The sequence below is a fragment of the Bacteroides xylanisolvens XB1A genome, assembly GCF_000210075.1.
In the GTDB taxonomy this organism is placed as follows: Bacteria; Bacteroidota; Bacteroidia; order Bacteroidales; family Bacteroidaceae; genus Bacteroides; species Bacteroides xylanisolvens.
In genome coordinates, this window is record NC_021017.1 from 1378449 (window position 1) to 1400448 (window position 22000).

Consider the following 22000-nt stretch of genomic DNA (forward strand, 5'->3'; position numbering starts at 1 on the left):
TGCCGCCCTTCCCGTTCTCTTCGGGTTCTTTGTAATGGGCTTCTGTGATATAGTCGGCATTTCGTCCGATTATGTTCAACGTACTTTCAACTGGTCTCCTGTGATGACGGGATTTGTTCCTTCATTAGTATTTATCTGGTTCCTGTTTTTAGGTATTCCTATTGGAAATCAGATGAACAAATGGGGACGTAAAAATACAGTTCTTCTTAGTATGGGAATAACGGTAGTGGGTATGTTATTACCATTGATCGTTTATAATAGCGCGACTTGTATGATAGCTTATGCTCTCTTGGGAATTGGTAACGCTATTCTGCAAGTTTCACTGAATCCGTTGTTAAGTAATGTGGTAACTAGCCAACGTTTATTGACTAGTAGCTTGACGGCAGGGCAGGTAATCAAAGCTGTATCTTCTCTCGTTGGACCGGAGATTGTATTGTTGGCTGTAGCTCACTTTGGAGACGACAAATGGTATTATTGCTTCCCGATATTAGGTTTTATCACATTATTATCCGCTGTTTGGTTGATGGCTACCCCTGTTAAGCGAGAAGATTCCAGTGCTGCAACCCAGCAACTTTCTATCAGTGATACTTTTTCTTTGTTGAAGGATAAAACGATTCTGTTGTTGTTTTTGGGTATCTTCTTTATTGTGGGGGTAGATGTTGCCACCAACTTTATCAGTTCTAAACTGATGGCAGAACGTTTTGACTGGACGACAGAACAAGTGAAGTTTGCTCCACAAGTTTATTTTTTAAGTCGTACGGTAGGTGCTTTATTGGGTGCTTTCTTGTTGGCCCGTATCGCTGAAATAAAATATTTCCGTGTGAATATTGTTGCCTGTATTTTCTCTTTGCTTATTCTGGCCTTTGTGAAAAACGATATGGTAAATCTGATTTGTATCGGTGCTGTCGGTTTCTTTGCGTCATCCGTATTTTCTATCATTTATTCGATGGCTTTGCAGGCAAGACCGGAAAAAGCAAACCAAATTTCAGGGTTGATGATTACTGCTGTTGCCGGTGGCGGAGTAGTTACTCCAGTTATTGGGTTTGCGATTGGAACAGTAGGTGTTATCGGAGGCGTTTTTGTCACTTTAGCTTGTGTGTTTTATTTGACTTATTGTGCTTTTGGAGTGAAAACAGCCAAAGCATAGTTTTATTGAGAGGAGGAAGCTATCTTTGCCCGAATCCTGCTCAATGACATGGAGGTTCTTAGACGGAGAAGTTGCTTTCTCCGTCTGAAGTAAACTTTTGTTTTTATTTGATGATTATCTTCATAGCTTGTGCATCAAATGTCACAGACTCGTTCCGGAATAGTCTTTCTATATGTCCGCTCGTTATCATCTCATTTGTGGGGAGACTATACAATTGTGGGTTGTCAATCAGCATGATCGTGTCGCAGAGAGACAGGGCAATGTCCAGGTCGTGTGTGGAAAACAGGATACATTTTCCTTCCGTTTGTGCGAGTTTTTTCAGTAGCAGACAGAGTTCGTAGCGATTAGGCAAATCCAGAAAAGCAGTAGGTTCATCAAGAAGAATGATAGGTGTGTCTTGTGCAAGTGCGCGTGCTATCATGATTCGTTGGCACTCTCCGTCGGACATCTTATCCATTGTCTTTTCTGCATAATCGGACATTCCTACCAGATGCATGGCAGTAACCACTCTTTTCTCATCTTCTGCCTGTAACTGTCCGATCCAGTTGGTATAAGGAGCGCGTCCCAATGCGACTACATCTTTACAACGCAGGTTGGAAATGCGTACTTTGTCGGTGGTTACAAAACTAATCTTCCGGGCTAATTTCTCCGGTTTCAGTGAAGCGATGTTTTTCCCATGCAGGATAATTTCTCCGTTTTTAGGTGTTTCCAACCCCATGATGGCGCGGAGAAGCGTGCTTTTTCCTGTACCATTCCGTCCGAGCAGTGCGACAAGCTGCCCGCCCGTGATATGGGTGGAAACTTTCTCCAGCAATATACGTTGTTCGTATCCTAATGTCAGATCTTTTAGTTGAATCATTTGAATATACGCAAGTTTTTACCTATTACCCATAAAATAACCGGAACACCCAATAGCGCAGTGATGCAATTCACCGGTAATAGAAACTTCTTGGCTATGATGTCACAAATCAACATCCCGATCAACCCTGTCAGCATCGTACCCGGCATCAATATCCGGTGATCGGCGTTGTCAAACAGGATCCGTGTGATATGTGGGATAGCCAGCCCGATGAATCCTACCGGACCGCAAAAGGCTGTGACCGTTCCTGTCAGTAACGCTGTAGATATAAAAATAAGCGTTCTTGAGCGCTTGATATTCATTCCCATGGTGCGTGCATAATTTTCACCAAGCAACAACAGATTCAGTGATTTGATGCAGGCGATGGATAGTAGTAATCCTATGCATATTACTGGTATCATAATCGTTAATTGACCTGTCGTGATGTGGCTAAGTGAGCCCAAAGACCAGAGTGTGAACATTTTCAGTTGTTCTGCAGAACTTAGGTATTGTAATATCTGGATGATAGCTCCCGCCACGTAACCTATCATGACTCCCATAATCAGTACACCTAATATATTTTTTACTTTTCGACTAATGATGGCTACTCCCAGCAGTATGGCGGAAGTCCCTATCCACCCCGAACCTACAATACCGACTGATTGCAGAAAGGGAAAATCTGTCCAACCGAGAAGCGGGGCGCCTAGTATAAACAATGCCACTCCAAGACCCGCCCCGGAGCTCACTCCCAACAGGTAAGGATCTGCCAGAGGATTCTGGAAGACTGTCTGCATTTGCAGACCGCTAACCGAAAGCGCTATACCTATCAATGCAGCCACTATGACGCGGATAAAGCGGATGGAGAGAATTATATTGCGGGTGGTTTCGTCACATTCCCCCCCGGTGAGTACTGTCCATATCTTTGATATAGGGATGAAAGTATCTCCCGTTGCCATATCTATTAATAGTAATAAAATGGCAACTATTCCTAATGCGATGAATAATAGAGCGGTACGTCTGCGGGATTGTTTCATTCCAGGTGTCTGTAATAATAAGGTGAATCGGAAACGAGTTCCGGATGGAAAATATGAATCAGATCACGCAACACCACGTCAGGACGAACAACTGCCGATTCCCAATAATCATTGCCTCCTGTCGATGTCAGTCGCAGGTTATTGTTGTAGACTGTCTTTTCCCGGACGGCTTTAGCATCTGCAAATTTAGGATTGACAGCTTTTAATTCATCTAATGTGGTGACCGAACCTACATTGATCCAATAATCTGCCTTTTGTATCAGTCCGTAGGCTGTTTCCAAGCCGATAGGAGTTGAACTGTTGGAATTGTTCTCTTTGTAAATGTAGTCTGCTCCAGCGTCTGCGATTAATTGTGCCATGTAACTTTGGGTGGAAGGCATTACCCAACTGTCGTTCCACGGAGTGTTGAACATAACGGTAGGGTGTTGGCTGATGGAGTCGGTGAGAGCTTTTAAGGCATGGTAGCGTTTCGGGATTTCCCGGAACACCTCAATCCCTTTCTTCCGGTTGTCAATCAATTCGGAAAGAACAACCATCCACTCGGCTTTTCCTAGTGGAGATTCTTCCAGATATTCTCCCATATATATATAAGGTATAGCTAATTCTTTCAATTTATCTGTAACAGCTGTTTGAGCATCACCAATGCCATATAATAGTACGACGTCCGGCTTTAATCCCAGCAACAACTCATAATTCATTTCCGCTCCCATATCTTTGATTGAATCTTTGTGAGCTAGAATGTAAGGATTAGACACGTAATTGATGCCGGATACTCCGACAATACGTTTGAGTTCTCCCAATGCATCGAGCATGGCGATGTAGGAAGAAGACATACATACGATATTTCTAGCTCCGGCAGGAATGACAGGACCATTAAAACCTGCAGGAGCTTGCTCTCCGTTGCGCGAAATGAAATAGGACATTTTTACGTCCTGTGCTCCTTGCCATGGATTGGAAACTTGAATGAGGGTACTGGCCGCATTGTCTGCCCCCAGGATTTTAAATCCGGAAGCGTATTCGGGAGTATATATATCCTGATTGAATCTCTCCAGAGATGTTTTATTACGTGATATACAGCTTGCCAAAAAGAAGAGGCATAGTAACGCGATAGTTGAGATTGGAGATTTCACTTTTATACAGATTTTAATTAGAAAAAAGATTAGTGGATGCTCTCGAGTGGCAAAGATAGGACTAATTATTAGTTTGTTTTTATTTTCATTAGAATTTTCTTCTGATTTGTTTCTATTTGATGTATCTTTGCCGCAGAAATTTTGGTGTCATTCGTCCGATGCTACGGAAGAATGGTGAAAAGGGAATCAGGTGTAAATCCTGAACAGACCCGCTGCTGTAAGCTCCGCCAGAAGTTTTCCTACAATACTCAAATCCACTGTCTCGCTTTGGAGAGATGGGAAGGGCGTTAGGAAAATGGAGTAAGTCAGAAGACCTGCCAAAATTGAATTCTTGAAACTTTCCGGGATTAGAGTTTGAAGAGTGCAGTTTTTAATTCAAAATACATCTTTAATTGCTGATGTGAAGTTTCAGAAAGGAGAAATATGCCTTTTTGAATGTTCCATTATACGGGGGAGAAGTACGTATATTGGTTTGAGTATGTAGAAAATTGCATCCTTGCTGTAACCCTATGAAAGTTTATTATTTAAATTAATAAACAGGAGGATTATGTTCAGGCAGATTCATTTTAGAGTATTTTGGATAGGATGCTTTTTGAGCATGTTTTTATTACTATCAGCACAAAGTAAACTGGATAGCTTACACCATCTTCATGAAGTAGTAATTACTGCTAAAATTAATAAGGAAGTGATTCCGGTGCAGTCTTTATCTGGTGATAAGTTAGAAAAATTAGCCGTACATTCGGTTGCAGATGCCATACGCTATTTTTCGGGAGTACAAATAAAGGATTACGGTGGAATAGGAGGATTGAAGACCGTAAATATCCGAAGTATGGGGACGAATCATGTCGGAGTGTTCTATGATGGCATTGAATTGGGGAATGCACAGAATGGAGTGATTGATTTGGGACGCTTTTCTTTGGATAATATGGAGGCCGTTACTTTATATAATGGGCAGAAAAGTGCTATTTTCCAGCCGGCGAAAGATTTCGGTTCTGCCGGTTCTATTTATCTTCAGTCGAGAACGCCTGTTTTTCAGGCGAATAAGGCTTATCATGTAAAAGCTGCTTTTAAAACAGGTTCCTTTGGCGTTGTCAATCCATCTCTACTTTGGGAACAGAAACTAAGTGAGAATGTAAGTGCGTCACTTAGTACTGAATATATGTATACCACCGGAAAGTATAAATTTACTTATGCAGTAGCTGGGGGATACGATACTACGGCAGTCCGCCGTAATGGCGATGTGAATGCTTTACGCACGGAAGGTGGTTTATATGGTAAAATAAAAGGCGGTTACTGGCGCACAAAAGCTTATTTTTATAATTCAGAACGTGGGTATCCCGGTGCTGTTGTGCGGAATCGTTTTTCACATGAAGATCGCCAATGGGATACCAATTTCTTTCTTCAGTCTTCTTTCAAGAAAGATTTTGGTGAAGCATATAGTCTGTTGTTGAATACCAAATATGCATATGATTATTTACACTATTTGGCAGATCCCAGAAAAGAGGAGGCTACTATGTATGTAAATAATACATATCGTCAACAGGAGGTTTACTTGTCAATGGCTAATAGAGTCACTGTTCTTCCTTTTTGGGATATAAATCTTTCAGTGGACTACCAGTGGAATAAGTTGAATGCCAATCTGACTGATTTCCCTTATCCACGGCGAAATACGACGTTGGTGGCAGCGGCTACCTCTTTGCATTTTGATCGTTTTAAGTTTCAGGCTAGTGTCTTGGGAACTTTCGTGCATGAGAACGTTGCTTCGGATACTACTTCAGCTGGGAATAAAATGGAATTTACTCCTACTGCCATCGCTTCCTATAAACCTTTCAAGAATATTGATTTTAATTTGCGTGCCTTTTATAAGCGGATATTTCGTATGCCGACTTTAAATGATTTGTATTATACATTCATAGGAAATATCAAATTAAAACCAGAATATACAAATCAGTATAATATTGGATTCACTTATCAGAAGTTATTTACCGGAACATGGTTGCAAGCCTTGAATGTTCAGTTGGATGCATATTATAATGAAGTGGAAAATAAAATAATAGCTACTCCTACCAATAATTTCTTTCGTTGGACAATGATTAATTTGGGGCTTGTTGAAATAAAAGGAGTGGATGTTGTTTTACAAGGAGGCTGGAAATTAGGTGATAATTGGACCTTTGACAGCCGCTTATCATATACTTATCAGAAAGCACAGGATTTTACTGATAAGTTGGATGAGGATACATATGGAGGACAAATATCGTATATACCTTGGCATAGTGGCTCGGCTATACTAAATGCTGAATATAAATCATGGGAACTAAACTATAGTTTTATATATATAGGTGAGCGCTATGGTATTTCGGCCAATACTCCGCATAATTATTATCTTCCCTGGTATACAAGTGACGTGTCTCTGGCAAAGAAATTCAATTGGAAAAAGAAGGATTTCAAGTTGGCTTTGGAAGTCAATAATATTTTAAATCAACAATATGAAGTGGTGAGGGCTTATCCGATGCCAGGAACTAACTTTAAATTCATTTTAAACTTAACTATATGATTGTGAATAATATTTTTTCACGCATCTTGTTTGGAATATTAGCAAGTTGCTGTTTGCTGGCTTGTCGGGGGGAGCTTCCGGTTTTACCGTCTGATGAGATAGAAGTCGGTAAGGATCCTTTAGGGGGTGTTCATATTAAAGGAATGTATCTTCTCAATGAAGGAAATATGGGTAGTAATAAGTGTACACTTGATTTTTATGACAGTACTACCGGTAAGTATCATCGTAATATTTATGCTGAACGGAATCCATCTGTAGTGAAGGAGCTGGGAGATGTTGGAAATGATTTGCAGATTTATGGAGACAAGTTGTATGCTGTAATCAATTGTTCCAATTTTATAGAGGTGATGGATGTGGAAACTGCACAACATTTGGGGCAAATAGATGTGGTTAATTGCCGTTATATCACTTTTAGTAATGGAAAGGCGTATGTCAGTTCGTACGCGGGGCCTGTTGGGATAGATCCCAATGCGCGTCCGGGAAAAGTGGTTGAAGTGGATACGACAAATTTAGCTATCACCCGTGAAGTGGTAGTCGGTTATCAACCGGAAGAGATGGTGATAAAGGATGGAAAACTTTATGTTGCCAATTCTGGCGGATATCGTTTCCCTGATTATGACCGGACTGTATCGGTTATTGATTTGAAGACTTTTCAGGTTATTAAAACAATTGATGTAGCTATTAATCTTCACCATATGAAGTTGGATCGTTATGGACGTATATATGTTAGCTCGCGAGGGGATTATTATGGAACCGGATCAAATGTCTTTGTTATAGATACTCAAACGGATTGTGTGACAGGAAGCTTGGGTATTGCCGCGAGTGAAATGTGTTTAAGTGGGGACTCTATTTACATGACTAGTGTAGAATGGAGTTACGTTACAGAAAGTAATACAATTACTTATGCTCTCTATGACGTGAAACAAAATAAAATGGTCTCTCGCAATTTTATAACCGATGGAACAGAGGCGGAAATAGCAATTCCGTATGGGGTGACTGTGAACCCGGAGACGAAAGAAATATTTGTAACAGATGCAAAAAGTTATGTTGTGCCTGGTTATCTCTATTGTTTTAGTCCTGAAGGAAAGAAAAGATGGAAAGTCAGGGCAGGCGATATACCGGCTCATTTTGCTTTTACAACAAAAACATTTCAATAACTAACTGATATTTAATAAAAATGGACAAAAAGATTTTAAGACTAACATTAGTCATTGCAGTTTCTTTATTTTGGGGAACTGCATTTACAGGGTGTAGTGATGAAGAAGATACTCCGGCGGCTTATCAACTAAAGAAGGAGGATATTCGTGTATCACAACCGGAGGGTGGTTTTGCGGTTGTGATAGATCAACTACTAAAAGTGCAGGTTGAAAGTGAATCAGACGAAGGAATCTCTTATGTGTGGTTGTTGGATGGTACTGAAATTGCTCAGACGAAAAGCTTGGAGTATATGTTTGAAGAGGTGGGAGAATACGAATTGACATTACGTGTGTCACAGGGAGAGAGTCGTTTTGATTATCCCTTTACGGTTACTGTAACTTTTGAAAACATAGAACCTGCTCCTGAAGGAGCGACAGCTTATGTTACTAAAGTTTTTGATTTTGTTCCGGCTGTCGGACAATTTACTAATACATTGCCGGTATATAAAGAAGGTGATACACAGGAGGCTATGAATGAAAAAGTATTGGCAGCCATTGGCAATAATAAAAAAGGGATGATTTCGTTAGGGGGATTCGGAGGATATGTTGTAGTCGGTTTTGACCATACGATAACCAATGTTACTGGGAAACGTGATTTTCGGGTACTTGGCAATGCTTTTTATTCTGCGGCTAATCCAGACTCTGGCGCGCCAGAAGGAGGAAGTTGTGAACCGGGAGTTATCATGGTGGCTTATGATAAAAATCAGAATGGGAGACCGGATGATGATGAATGGTATGAAATTGCTGGTAGTGCTCATGAAGATGCTACATTAGAATTATGGTATGATAAAGCTGTTGCTGCCGGGAATGATGTGAAGACTTATCGAAATTATGAAATTACTTACTATCGGCCGGAAAAAGAACCGACAACTGCGGAAGAAAGAGAAATGTATATTCGCTGGGAAGATAACCAGGGAAAATCTGGATATAAAGTGAAGAATACATTTCATAATCAATGCTATTACCCGGAATGGATAAAGGAAGATAAAGTAACATTTAAGGGAACTTGTTTGCCTCAAAATGCTGTTGATGAGAGTGGACAAGGAAGTTATTTTGTTTTGTATAAATTCCGATATGGTTATGCTGATAATGAATTGAATAGTAAGGATGAATCTGCTATTGATATAGATTGGGCAGTAAATTCGAAAGGTCAAAAAGTACACCTGCCAGGAGTCGATTTCATAAAGATATATACTGGTGTCAATCAGGAAAACGGTTGGCTGGGTGAATGTTCTACTGAAATATCAGGGGTTGAGGATTTACATGTTTTAGGAGTTGATATTGATGCTCGCAAATAAGCTAAGAAATAATTGAAAATAAAAGTAAGAATGAGAAAGTTTTTAGTATTGGCAACTGTTGCCTTGGGATTTGTTTTTACAGCGTGTGATGATGAAGATAATTTGAATTCGTCTGTATTAATCGGAAATAAGTCGGGAAGTAATGTGATAGTGCAATTAGATACCTTGTATCTGGATGCCCGGGCTGAAAATCTGTCCGGAACGATGGAGTATTTATGGACAGTAGATGGGAAAGAAGTCTCAACCGCTTCAACATATAAGTTTTCACAACCTAAGACTGGAGAGTATGTTATAGGGTTGACTGTGTCGGATGGCAATGGAGAAACTCTTCAAACGAATATAACTGCCAAGGTAGAAGGTCGGTTTGGAAAAGGAACTTTTATTTTGAATGAAGGAAATATGAGTAATGAAACCGGAACTTTGACCTTTGTGGATTCAAAAGGAACAGCGATGGATAGTGCATACTATCGGGTAAATCAAACTTTACTCGGTAATGTCTGCCAGGATTTGTTCATTAGTGATAGTAAAATTTATGTACTTTCTCAAAATGGAGCAAAGAATGGTGGCGAGGGATTACTGACTATTGCTAATGCGGATAATTTAGAGAAAGAAAGAATTTATGATAATGCTACTTTGTCTTGGCCTACTAATTTAGCGGTAATAAAAGAGGCTCTTTATATTCGTGATAATAAAGGTGTCTATATGCTAAATACTTCTACAGATGCTTTGACTTTTGTCGAGGGTACTGGCGGAGCCTTGAAAAATCGTATGGCTGTGGTTGGAGAAAAAGTTTTTGTGATGGGTAGTAAGAAGCTTTTTGTTATTCAGAATGGAACAGTTATACATACTATTCCTTTTGAAAGTGCCTTGTCTGGTATCGCGAAGGCATATGATGAAAACTTATGGGTATCATGTACAAATCCGGCAAGTATTAATAAAGTTAATCCTCTTGATTATACGGTTGAGTCTCATGCTTTAGATGTTAGTATTGGCGCCGGTTGGGGTGTTGCTCCTGCTTTTTCTGCGAAAGATGATATTGTTTATTTCAGTAATGCAGGCTTTAATCTGTATCGACATATTTTCTCTCAAAATAAGACGGAAAAAGTTGCTAATATCAAAGATTATGTAGAAGATGCCGGAACATATTACAATAGCTTAGGTGTTGATCCGGTAAGTGGAGAGGTTTATTTTGCGACTTTAAAGGGATTTTCAGAGTACAAAATAAATGATATTGCCATATTTGATTTTACTAAAACACCAGCTTTACAGGCTGACATTAAAAATAAGAATAGTTTTCCGGCAGGAGTTTTCTTTACGGAGAATTTTAAGTGATAGATTTAACTCTATAATCTATCATTTTTATTGATGAGGACTTTCTCATTCAATCAAAAAATGTCCTTTTAAAAAGAGTCTGTTTTTTGATTGATGGGAAAGTCTTTTTGGGGATTATACTGTGACCTTATGTGATTGGAATGTAATTAGTTTTAATAAAATAAATAAAGTAGTATATTTTCGAGAAAACTCCTTAATTTTACCTCCACAATTTTGACTCAATTTAGAATATAGACTTATACTGCTATTGACATGAAAACTTGTAGACTATGTGGACTACTTTTGCTGTTACTTTGCATACATACTGTATTATATGCTCAACAAACAAGAACTGTCAAAGGCAGAGTGCAGACGTTGGAGTCTGGGAGTAATAAACGACAGCCTTTACCTTCGGCTAGTGTTATTGTTTTGCAAAAGAATGACTCTACTTTCATAAAAGGAATAACAAGCGATAAAAATGGTCGTTTTACTCTTAGTTACCAGCCGCAGAAGAAAAAACAGTATCTGTTGAAAGTCTCTTTTATGGGAATGCAATCCGTATATCATGTATTGGGGGATTCGGCATTAGTGAATGTTGGTACACTTACATTGAAGGATGATGATATTCAGATTGGGGAAGTGGTAGTGACCGGGAAATTGCAAGAAGTAGTAATGGAAGGAGATACTACCGTTATCAATGCTGCTGCTTATAAAACTCCTGATGGAGCTTATTTGGAGGATTTAGTGAAGCGTGTTCCGGGATTGGTGTATAATAAGAAAGATCAATCGCTGACATATAATGGGCAACCTATCAGTGAAATCAATGTGAATGGCGAAGCTTTTTTCTCCGGAGATAAAAAGACGGCACTCGAAAATTTGCCGGCAGATTTGATTAGTAAGTTGAAAGTGTACGATAAAAAATCAAAAGAAGAAGAATTTACCGGAATTAGTTCAGGAGAAAAGAAATATGTACTTGACTTGCAGACTAAGGATGAATTGAATAAAACCTGGCTGACGAATGCCACTGTGGGATATGGAAACAATCAAAAGAAGGATTTAGAAGGGCAGGTGAATTATTTTAGCAAAGACGGGGAAAATCTTTCTTTCATAGGACGTTCCACCAACCGATATCAGAATAGCACTTACAAGGATAATATTAATAATTCGGTGGGAATGAATATGACTCATAAATTCGGAAAGAAGTTTTCTTTGACCGGAAGCATGAACTATAATCTCAATCGGAACGGAAATATTTCTTCCATGTATCAGGAGCAATATTTAACTGCTGGTAACCAATATTCTGCGTCCACTAATGAGGGTAACTCTAAAAGTCGGTCGTTCAATTCTAATATCATGGGTAGTTGGGAAGTGGATAAACGTACACGCATACATTTTAACGGTGGTTTCAGCTTTTCTCCTAACCGGAATGAAAGTAATAGCCAGAATGCTTCTTTTGACGCTCCTCCTAACGTCAATCATGAAAGCTTGTTCGATGATTTTGAATCGATTTCCCAAGATATCAAAGTAAATCGTAGTGAAAACCGGTCGCGTTCGGAAGGGCAATCGAACCGTTATAATTGGATGATGGGGATTATGAGGCGGCTGAATGAAAAAGGTACAACTTTAGGATTGAACATTCAAAGTTCGGATTCTTGGGGGGATAATGAAAGTTTTTCGCTTTCAAAAACTACTTATTTCCGTCTCAAAGATAAGCAAGGCAACGATTCATTGCTTTATCGTAACCAGTATTTGAAGTCACCCCAGAAAAATAATTCGTGGCGGGTAGGGATTAACTTCACCCAACCTATCGGTAAGAAAATGCATATTCGTGCAGCGTATAACTGGAACACTCATTATGAACGCGATAACCGCGACACTTATGAATTGTCTTCTTTGGCGAAGTCGGATGTTTTTGGTGAGTTGCCTCCTGACTATGAAACGGGGTATGTAGATAGTTTGAGTAATCGAAGTCATAGTCGTACTAATGGACATGATCTGAATGTAGGCTTCAATTACTCTGATGATACATGGATGGTGAATGCATCATTAGGGATTACTCCGCAAAGGCGAACCATTGAACGGAAAATGGGGAAATTGTATGCGGATACCACTGTGCATACTATCGACTTTCAGCCTATGATATGGCTGGCCTGGAAAAAGAAAGAGGCACGAATTACTTTTAATTATGACGGTAGAACCCGGCAACCTTCTTTATCGGACTTAATGCCACTTACAGATAATAGCAATCCATTATATATTACTCGAGGGAATCCGGATTTGAAGCAAATGTTTGCTCATAGTATGCGTATAAGCTTTCAACATTCTAAAAAAGGCATATCTGCGAATCTTGGAGGACAGTTGGAACAGAATAGCGTTACACAGGTAATGATATATGATGCACAGACTGGCGGACGTGAGACATATCCTGTCAATATAAACGGTAACTGGAATGTGTATGGAAGTGCTAACTGGTGGAAACGTTTAGGACATTTCTCTTTACGGTTGGATATGAACGGTAATCATAGTAATAGTGTCAGCATGATTAATGAAGATAGAAGTCTTGAGCCGGTGAAAAGTACAACGCGTGACACCGGCTTGAATTGTGAAGCGAATGTTTCTTATCAGCCTGCCTGGGGAGGTCTTGACTTCTCTACTTCCTGGAATTATCAGTATTCGCTCAACTCTGTGAATGATAACAATACATATACCCGTTATTATAATTTCCGTTTGGAAGGATATGTTGATCTTCCTTTGGGCATACAATTACGGACGGATGGGGCTTATACTTTCCGTAATGGTACGAATATCCGTAAAGGAGAAGATGATGAGATGTTATGGAATGCGAGTGCTACCTGGAGATTCTTGAAAAAGAAAGAAGCAGAACTGTCTGCTTATTGGGTAGACATTTTAGGAAAGAGGAAAAGTTATAACCGTATGGCAACTTCCGACGGCTTTTATGAGTATCGTACGCAGGAAATAAAAGGGTATTTCATCGTTACTTTCAAATATAACTTTCGTTTGATGATGTGATTTTTAGAAAAAAGTCGTATGTTTGCTACAGAACCATAAAACAAAATGTACTATGAGCGGTAATTATGTTATCAACATCGGTCGGCAACTAGGTAGCGGCGGAAAAAAAATAGGAGAGAAGTTGGCAGCCCGTTTGGGGATTGACTTCTACGATAAAGAATTGATTAATCTGGCTTCTGAAGAAAGCGGGTTGTGCAAAGAATTTTTTGAAAAAGCGGATGAGAAAGCTTCGCAAGGTATTATTGGCGGATTGTTCGGCATGCGTTTCCCTTTTATCAGTGAAGGAGCTATGCCATGTAATAACTGTTTGAGTAATGATGCCCTGTTTAAAGTGCAAAGTGATGTGATTCGTCATCTGGCGGCAGAAAAATCTTGCGTCTTTGTCGGACGCTGTGCGGACTATATTCTGCGTGAACATCCCCGTTGTGCGAATGTTTTTATTTCGGCCTCTAAGGAAGATCGTATTGCGCGATTATGCGCCATGCATCATATTGATGCGGAAGCTGCAGAAGAAATGATAGAAAAAGCGGATAAGAGACGTTCGGAGTATTATAATTATTATAGTTATAAAACGTGGGGAGCAGCTGCTACTTATCACTTGTGTGTCGATTCTTCTTCTTTGGGAGTTGAAGAGACAGTTCGGTTTATAGAAGAATTTGTAGTGAAGAAACTACAGCTTATATAATAGGCGTAGAAGAAGTCTATAAGAAAAAGAAATAAAGCCGGTATATTCCATTGAAGGATATGACCGGCTTTATTATTTATAAATAAAACATGATTTACATCATCGTTAATAATATCATCTGCCCCGTCAGAATACGGAGGAACATGGATAATGGGTAAACTGTAGAATACCCTACTGCCGGAGCATCTCCGGATGTTGTTTGATTGGCATAAGCCAATGCGGGCGGGTCGGTATTACTACCGGCTATCAATCCCATCAGGGTGAAGTAGTTTACCTTATAATATAATCTTGCGATAGCACCGATTATAAGCAACGGGATAACGGTGATAAGGAAACCACAACCTACGTATAGTAATCCGTCACCTTCAACTACCGTTTGCACAAAGTTGGCTCCGGCATCTATACCGACACTAGCAAGGAAGAGCACGATACCGATTTCGCGAAGCATCAGGTTAGCGCTCATGGTTGTATAAGTCACTAAATGGAGCTTATGACCGAAACGTCCGATAAGGATAGCTACTACCAGCGGTCCGCCTGCCAAACCTAATTTCAAAGGAGTCGGCATACCGGGGAATGCTATAGGAAGGCTACCCAGGAGAATTCCTAAGAAGATACCAACGAAAATAGTCACAATGTTCGGTGTGTCCAGACGTTTTAACTGATTACCCAAAACACCTGCCACACGTTCAACTGCATCTTGCTGACCTACCACCATTACACGGTCACCTACCTGAAGTACCAGATTTGGATCGGCAAACAAGTCCATACCGGAACGGTTGATGCGGGTAACGTTCACTCCGTACATACTACGAAAATGCATAGATCCTAAAGTCTTTCCGTTGATTTCCGGTTTAGTCACCAGAATACGGCGGGAAACCATGGGAAGGTCTTGTTTCTCCCAGTCGAGTTCCACTTCTTTACCGATAAATACGGTAATTGCAGGAGCATCTTCTTCTGAACAGACAATGAATAATTGATCCCCCATATTGAATATGGTTTCATGGTTGGGGATACTTACATGACCTGCATGACGAATACGGGAACAAACGAACTGGCGGCCTAAAAATTCCTTGATTTCAATCAAAGTTTTTCCGCTGATTGATTCATTGCGTACTTCCAGACTCATCATGTGAGGTTTGTGATGTGCATCTCCACTTTGGATTTTCAGACTTTCTTCCTCTTTAGCCATATTGACACGGAAGATGTAACGGATAGCAATGATTGAACCGATAATACCTACCACGCCCAGCGGATAAGCACACGCATATCCCAGTGCGATTTGTGGACCAGTGTAATTAAGCTGGTTCAATGCTTCATTGGCGGCACCAAGTCCCGGAGTGTTTGTGACAGCTCCATAGAGGATACCTACCATCATCGGCAGTTCTACCCGGCCGTTCCAGAGGTAGTAAAGCCCCAGTGCAACGGCAATATTTAACACTACGATGCCTACAGCCAACAGGTTCAATGTCATTCCTCCTTTTTTGAAAGAAGAGAAGAAAGATGGCCCCACCTGAAGACCGATACAGAATACGAACAAGATCAATCCGAATTCACGGATGAAATGTAGGATGTGTGTATCGGCTGTGAAGCCGAAATGTCCCATTAGGATGCCGGCAAACAAAACAAATGTGACGCCCAAAGATACTCCGAATATCTTTATCTTGCCCAAATACACTCCGGCTGCCACTACAAATGCGTAGAGAAGCACGATGTGAGCTACGGAGCTGGAGTCCCACAATAAACTTTGTAACCAATCCATAATATAGCAGTTTTTATAATGTTTTTCTAAAAACGGGTGCAAAATTACTCATAACATTGGAGCAAATCAAATAAATGGAGAACTAAAAAAATAAAGAATGAAGAATTTCTATGCAGATTCTATGCGAGAGTGAGAGGTGTGCGAATTTTCTATAAAAAGAAGTTTTGTTTTAACTTATTGGTTATATTTGCATGTCGAACAACAGACAATTAGAAAGAGATAGATAAAAATAAAGACAATATTAATCTTGTTTTAATTTTAGATAAACTATGGCAGACAAAAAAGAAAAACTCTTCTCAGACTTTTCTCCTGTCTCCACCGAACAATGGATGGAGAAGGTTACAGCCGACTTGAAAGGTGCTGATTTTGAGAAGAAGCTCGTTTGGAAAACAAACGAAGGGTTTAAAGTGAAACCTTTCTACCGGATGGAAGATCTGGAGGGTTTAAAAACTACTGATGCGCTTCCCGGAGAGTTCCCTTATCTGAGAGGAACTAAAAAAGACAACAATGAGTGGTTGGTTCGCCAGGAAATCAGGGTAGAATGCCCCAAAGAGGCCAATGCAAAAGCACTGGACATCTTAAATAAGGGTGTTGATTCACTATCTTTCCATGTAAAAGCAAAAGAACTCAATGCGGAATATATCGAGACGCTGTTGAATGATATTCAGGCAGAGTGCGTTGAATTAAATTTCTCAACTTGCCAGGGGCATGTTGTGGAGTTGGCCAATTTGCTGGTGGCTTATTTCCAGAAGAAAGACTATGATGTGAAGAAGCTGAAAGGCTCTATCAATTATGATTTCTTCAATAAGATGCTGACTCGCGGTAAGGAAAAAGGGGATATGGTGCAGACAGCGAAAGCGTTGATCGAAGCTATCCAGCCGCTTCCTTTTTATCGTGTATTGAATGTAAATGCAATCTCATTAAACAATGCCGGAGCTTATATCTCTCAAGAGTTGGGTTATGCATTGGCTTGGGGTAATGAATACATGAATCAGTTGACTGATGCCGGTATTCCTGCTGCCGTAGTAGCTAAAAAGATAAAATTCAACTTCGGTATCAGTTCCAATTACTTCCTTGAAATTGCGAAGTTCCGTGCCGCACGTCTGTTGTGGGCAAATATCGTAGCTTCTTATAAACCTGAATGTCTGCGTGATTGCGATAATAAGGGAGCTAACGGCGAATGTCGTTGTGCAGCAAAAATGGCGGTTCATGCCGAAACTTCTACTTTTAATCTTACTTTGTTTGACGCACACGTGAATTTGCTTCGTACACAGACTGAAGCAATGAGTGCCGCTTTGGGTGGGGTAGATTCAATGACAGTCGTTCCGTTTGATAAGACTTATGAGACTCCGGATGAATTATCAGAACGTCTGGCTCGCAATCAACAACTATTGCTGAAAGAAGAATCTCATTTCGATAAAGTAATTGATCCGGCTGCCGGTTCTTATTATATTGAGAACCTGACTGTATCTATTGCTAAACAAGCGTGGGAACTTTTCCTTGCTACCGAAGAAGCAGGTGGTTTCTATGCCGCATTAAAGGCTGGTACAGTTCAGGCAGCAGTAAACGAAAGCAATAAAGCTCGTCATAAAGCAGTGGCACAGCGTCGTGAAATTCTGTTGGGTACTAACCAATTCCCGAATTTCAACGAAAAAGCCGGTGACAAGAAACCTGTGGAAGGAAAATGCTGCTGTGGAGGTGACTCTCATACTTGTGAGAAAGATGTGGATACATTGGTATTCGACCGTGCAGCTAGTGAGTTTGAAGCGTTACGTCTTGAAACGGAAGCATCGGGCAAACGTCCGAAGGCGTTCATGTTGACAATTGGTAATCTGGCGATGCGTCAGGCACGTGCGCAATATTCTTGTAACTTCCTGGCTTGTGCCGGTTATGAAGTAGTCGATAATCTAGGATTTGAAACAGTAGAGGCAGGAGTAGAGGCAGCGATGGCTGCGAAAGCTGATATTGTTGTCATCTGTTCCAGCGATGATGAATATGCTGAATATGCAGTTCCTGCTTTCAAGGCCTTGAATGGTCGCGCTATGTTTATCGTAGCCGGTGCTCCGGCTTGTATGGATGACTTGAAAGCCGCAGGCATCGAAAACTTCATCCATGTTCGTGTCAACGTATTGGATACCTTGAAAGAGTTTAACGCTAAACTATTGAAGTAAGATGAGAAAAGATTTTAAAAACATTGATATATATGCCGCATTTCAGCCTGCTAACGGTGCTGAATGGCAAAAGGCTAACGGTATCTCCGCCGACTGGAAAACACCGGAACACATTGAAGTGAAGCCTGTTTATACAAAAGAAGACCTCGAAGGAATGGAACACCTCGGCTATGCTGCCGGACTTCCTCCGTATTTGCGTGGTCCGTATTCAGTAATGTACACCCTGCGTCCCTGGACCATCCGTCAGTATGCCGGATTCTCTACTGCCGAAGAGTCCAATGCTTTCTATCGCCGTAATCTGGCTTCCGGTCAGAAAGGTTTGTCAGTAGCATTTGACTTGGCTACTCACCGCGGTTATGATCCCGATCACGAACGTGTAGTGGGTGACGTAGGTAAAGCAGGTGTATCTATCTGTTCATTGGAAAACATGAAAGTTTTGTTCGATGGTATTCCTTTGAATAAGATGTCTGTATCCATGACGATGAATGGTGCTGTGCTTCCGATTATGGCATTCTATATCAATGCCGGTTTGGAACAAGGTGCTAAACTCGAAGAAATGGCAGGTACTATCCAGAACGATATTTTGAAAGAATTCATGGTGCGTAATACCTATATTTATCCGCCTGCATTCTCTATGAAGATTATTTCTGATATCTTCGAATACACTTCACAGAAGATGCCGAAGTTCAACTCTATTTCTATCTCCGGTTATCACATGCAGGAAGCAGGTGCTACCGCAGATATTGAGTTGGCTTATACATTGGCTGACGGTTTGGAATATCTCCGTGCCGGAACAGCAGCAGGTATTGATATTGATGCATTTGCTCCGCGTCTTTCTTTCTTCTGGGCAATCGGAACCAATCACTTCATGGAAATTGCCAAGATGCGTGCCGCACGTATGCTGTGGGCGAAGATTGTGAAACAGTTTAATCCGAAGAACCCGAAATCACTGGCCTTGCGTACTCACTCACAGACTTCCGGATGGTCATTGACGGAGCAAGATCCGTTCAACAACGTAGGACGTACCTGTATTGAGGCTATGGCTGCAGCTTTGGGACATACCCAATCTTTGCATACCAATGCATTGGATGAGGCTATTGCTCTTCCGACAGATTTCTCTGCACGTATCGCACGTAACACACAGATTTATATTCAGGAAGAAACTTACATCTGCAAGAACGTTGACCCATGGGGCGGCTCTTACTATGTAGAATCTCTGACGAACGAACTGGCACACAAGGCTTGGGAACATATTCAGGAAATTGAAAAACTGGGTGGTATGGCGAAAGCTATCGAAACAGGTATTCCTAAAATGCGTATCGAGGAAGCGGCTGCACGTACACAGGCTCGTATCGACAGCGGTCAGCAGACCATTGTGGGTGTGAACAAGTATCGTTTGGAAAAAGAAGCTCCGATTGATATCCTTGAAATTGATAATACGGCAGTTCGTCTTGAACAGATTGAAAACCTGAAACGTTTGAAAGAAGGACGTAATCAGGCTGAAGTGGACAAGGCATTAGCAGCTATCACTGAATGTGTGAAGACCGGCAAGGGTAACTTGCTTGAACTGGCAGTTGAAGCAGCTCGTGTTCGTGCTACTTTAGGCGAAATTTCTTATGCGTGCGAACAGGTTGTAGGACGTTATAAAGCAATAATTAGAACTATATCAGGCGTGTATTCATCAGAAAGTAAAAACGATAGCGACTTCAAGCGTGCTTGTGAACTGGCAGAGAAGTTTGCGAAAAAAGAGGGACGTCAACCTCGTATCATGGTTGCAAAGATGGGACAGGACGGTCATGACCGTGGTGCCAAGGTAGTAGCAACGGGTTATGCGGACTGTGGTTTCGACGTGGATATGGGACCGTTGTTCCAGACTCCGGCAGAAGCTGCTCGTGAAGCGGTAGAAAACGATGTTCATGTAGTAGGTGTTTCTTCACTGGCTGCCGGTCATAAGACATTGGTTCCGCAGATTATTGAAGAACTGAAGAAACTGGGACGTGAAGACATTGTGGTGATTGCCGGTGGTGTTATTCCTGCACAGGATTATGACTTCCTGTATAAGGCAGGTGTAGCTGCTATCTTTGGTCCGGGTACTCCGGTGGCGAAGGCTGCTTGTCAGATTTTGGAAATTCTGATGGATGAAGAATAACTTCTGAAATTCTTTAGAATCTTATAATATTCCCACCTTTTAGACTTGTTTTGGTTTAAAAGGTGGGATGTTTTTTTGTTTATATTCTTTGTCTTCTCTTTATTTTGTCTATATTTGTCCGGCTTTCATTGTAAAAAGACTTAATGAATGAATGGAAACAGAGACAATATAGATGTCTGTTTTGAGCAGTTTTATGCCGCTAACTTCCCGAGGGTCAAGAACTTTGCAAGGTTGTTGACTAAATCGGAGGAAGATGCGGAAGATATTGCTCAGAATATATTTCTTAAGTTATGGACACGTCCTGAACTTTGGCAAGAACAGGAAACCATGACTGGTTATCTCTATACTGTGACCCGGAATGAAATTTTCAACTTGTTCAAGCATCAGAAGGTAGAGCAGGAATATGAAGACAAAGTTTTGAAAGCCCAGTTGTTGGGTGAACTTTGTGACGAAGATTCCTCCCTGTTAGAAAATCTATACTATAAAGAAGTATTGATGCTTATCAAAATGACACTCAGTCAGTTGCCTGATCGTCGCAGACAAGTTTTTGAGATGAGCCGTTTTGAAGGACTTTCTCATAAAGAAATAGCAGATAAATTGCAAATCCCATTACGTACGGTAGAAGATCATATCTATAAAACATTGACCGAACTTCGCAAAGTGTTAATGTTTGTTATTCTCTTCCGGATCTTCCCGTAGTTTCTTTTCCTGAATAGTGATATTTATGTAAGTGTTTCTAAATACAATAATAAATACCACTTTATGAAGAATTATATTCGCGACGTAATCGACCGTTATATTAAGCATGACTATCCGGAAGAAGTCGATCAGGATTTTCGCACATGGTTGATTAGTGAGGAGCGTGCTGACGAGAAAGACTGTGAACTCAATAAACTTTGGGAGGCAACCGAAGCTGCTACAACTCCCGGTTATCGTGATTCTTTGGAACGGATGCACGAACTTACGGGGATCGGGGTGAGACGGCGGATTCATTTTCTACATGCGCGTTTGATAGTCTGGCGGATAGCAGCAGCTTTATTGATAGCCATATCTTCTGTTTCGATTTATTTGGCGTTGCAGAACCGTCAGGCACCGGATCTGTTGCAAGCATATATTCCTACTGCCGAAATGCGGAATCTTACTTTGCCGGACGGCACACAGGTATTAATTAATTCTCAAAGCACTTTACTTTACCCCAAAGAATTTACGGGTGATACACGTTCCGTATATTTAGTGGGAGAAGCCGCTTTTAAAGTGAAGCGTGATGAAGAACATCCTTTTATAGTAAAGTCTTCTGATTTTCAGGTGACTGCGTTAGGAACAGAGTTCAACGTGACAGCTTATCCGGATGAAGAAGAAGTGACAGCAACATTGATTTCAGGAAAGGTGCTGGTAGAGTATAACGGACAGAAAAAACAGGAAATATTGAAGCCGAACGAGCAGTTGGCTTACAATAAGCGTAGTCGCTCCGGAAACGTACTTCGTCCTGATATGCAGGATGTCACAGCTTGGCAGCATGGTGAACTTGTCCTTCGTAGTATGACGCTGGAGGAAATATTCACCCGCCTTGAACGTAAATACCCTTACACATTTGTTTATAGTTTCCGTAGTATGAAAGAAGACCGTTTCAATCTTACTTTCGGGCAAAATGCTTCCATAGAAGAAATAATGGATATTGTTGCTCGTGTAGCAGGGAAT

General features: G+C 40.8%; 15 protein-coding genes and 1 riboswitch. Of the genes, 11 read left to right on the forward strand and 4 right to left on the reverse strand.

What is annotated here, in order from left to right; translation table 11 throughout:
• Positions 1-1147, forward strand: a 1147-nt coding sequence (locus tag BXY_RS05760; protein ID WP_208946772.1) for an MFS transporter, incomplete at its 5' end; no start/stop codon positions are given.
• Positions 1148-1250: 103 nt separating this feature from the next.
• Here the strand turns inward: BXY_RS05760 and BXY_RS05765 are convergent.
• Genes BXY_RS05765 through BXY_RS05775 form a run of 3 tightly spaced genes read right to left on the reverse strand, consistent with a single transcriptional unit; the run spans position 1251 to position 4149 of the window.
• Complete coding sequence (locus tag BXY_RS05765) at positions 1251-2006, reverse strand: ABC transporter ATP-binding protein (RefSeq protein WP_008641095.1); 756 nt, start codon at positions 2004-2006, stop codon at positions 1251-1253.
• Positions 2003-3019 (reverse strand): FecCD family ABC transporter permease, encoded by a 1017-nt coding sequence (locus BXY_RS05770; protein ID WP_008641096.1) that lies wholly within the window; start codon positions 3017-3019, stop codon positions 2003-2005. Before BXY_RS05770 ends, BXY_RS05765 begins: the two co-directional genes overlap by 4 nt.
• Entirely contained in the window at positions 3016-4149 is a 1134-nt protein-coding gene (locus tag BXY_RS05775; protein WP_008641097.1) for an ABC transporter substrate-binding protein, read from the reverse strand. The genes BXY_RS05770 and BXY_RS05775 overlap by 4 nt, the downstream gene beginning before the upstream one ends.
• Before the next feature lie 125 nt (positions 4150-4274).
• Positions 4275-4485, forward strand: a riboswitch (cobalamin riboswitch).
• Positions 4486-4696: 211 nt separating this feature from the next.
• Between BXY_RS05775 and BXY_RS05780 the strand changes: the two genes are divergently transcribed.
• The 6 genes from BXY_RS05780 (at position 4697) to BXY_RS05805 (ending at position 14223) form a co-directional block, all read left to right on the forward strand.
• A complete protein-coding gene (locus BXY_RS05780; RefSeq protein ID WP_009038774.1) occupies positions 4697-6703 on the forward strand; it encodes a TonB-dependent receptor in 2007 nt (668 codons plus the stop codon).
• Positions 6700-7860, forward strand: coding sequence for a DUF5074 domain-containing protein (locus BXY_RS05785; protein ID WP_004313552.1), 1161 nt, complete (start codon positions 6700-6702; stop codon positions 7858-7860). Before BXY_RS05780 ends, BXY_RS05785 begins: the two co-directional genes overlap by 4 nt.
• A gap of 20 nt (positions 7861-7880) precedes the next feature.
• Positions 7881-9197 (forward strand): PKD-like domain-containing protein, encoded by a 1317-nt coding sequence (locus BXY_RS05790; protein WP_008641102.1) that lies wholly within the window; start codon positions 7881-7883, stop codon positions 9195-9197.
• Positions 9198-9227: 30 nt separating this feature from the next.
• Positions 9228-10529: a DUF5074 domain-containing protein gene (locus BXY_RS05795; protein WP_004313554.1), complete on the forward strand. Its 1302-nt coding sequence runs from the start codon at positions 9228-9230 to the stop codon at positions 10527-10529.
• Positions 10530-10781: 252 nt separating this feature from the next.
• Positions 10782-13538, forward strand: a complete 2757-nt coding sequence (locus BXY_RS05800) for an outer membrane beta-barrel protein (protein ID WP_134993205.1) — start codon at positions 10782-10784, stop codon at positions 13536-13538.
• Positions 13539-13590: 52 nt separating this feature from the next.
• Positions 13591-14223 carry a cytidylate kinase-like family protein gene (locus BXY_RS05805; RefSeq protein ID WP_015531416.1) on the forward strand — a complete coding sequence of 211 codons (633 nt, stop codon included), beginning with the start codon at positions 13591-13593 and terminating at the stop codon, positions 14221-14223.
• 94 nt (positions 14224-14317) lie between these two features.
• Here the strand turns inward: BXY_RS05805 and BXY_RS05810 are convergent, their stop codons facing one another.
• Entirely contained in the window at positions 14318-15982 is a 1665-nt protein-coding gene (locus BXY_RS05810; protein ID WP_015531417.1) for a putative transporter, read from the reverse strand.
• A 269-nt stretch (positions 15983-16251) separates the two neighbouring features.
• Between BXY_RS05810 and mutA the strand changes: the two genes are divergently transcribed.
• From mutA to BXY_RS05830, 4 genes are all read left to right on the forward strand, one after another.
• Positions 16252-18153: a methylmalonyl-CoA mutase small subunit gene (mutA, locus tag BXY_RS05815; protein ID WP_015531418.1), complete on the forward strand. Its 1902-nt coding sequence runs from the start codon at positions 16252-16254 to the stop codon at positions 18151-18153.
• Position 18154: 1 nt separating this feature from the next.
• Entirely contained in the window at positions 18155-20302 is a 2148-nt protein-coding gene (gene scpA, locus BXY_RS05820; RefSeq protein WP_008641116.1) for a methylmalonyl-CoA mutase, read from the forward strand.
• A gap of 147 nt (positions 20303-20449) precedes the next feature.
• Positions 20450-21001 carry an RNA polymerase sigma-70 factor gene (locus BXY_RS05825; protein WP_008641117.1) on the forward strand — a complete coding sequence of 184 codons (552 nt, stop codon included), beginning with the start codon at positions 20450-20452 and terminating at the stop codon, positions 20999-21001.
• Between the two features lie 63 nt (positions 21002-21064).
• Positions 21065-22000, forward strand: a 936-nt coding sequence (locus BXY_RS05830) for a FecR family protein (RefSeq protein ID WP_208946773.1), incomplete at its 3' end; no start/stop codon positions are given.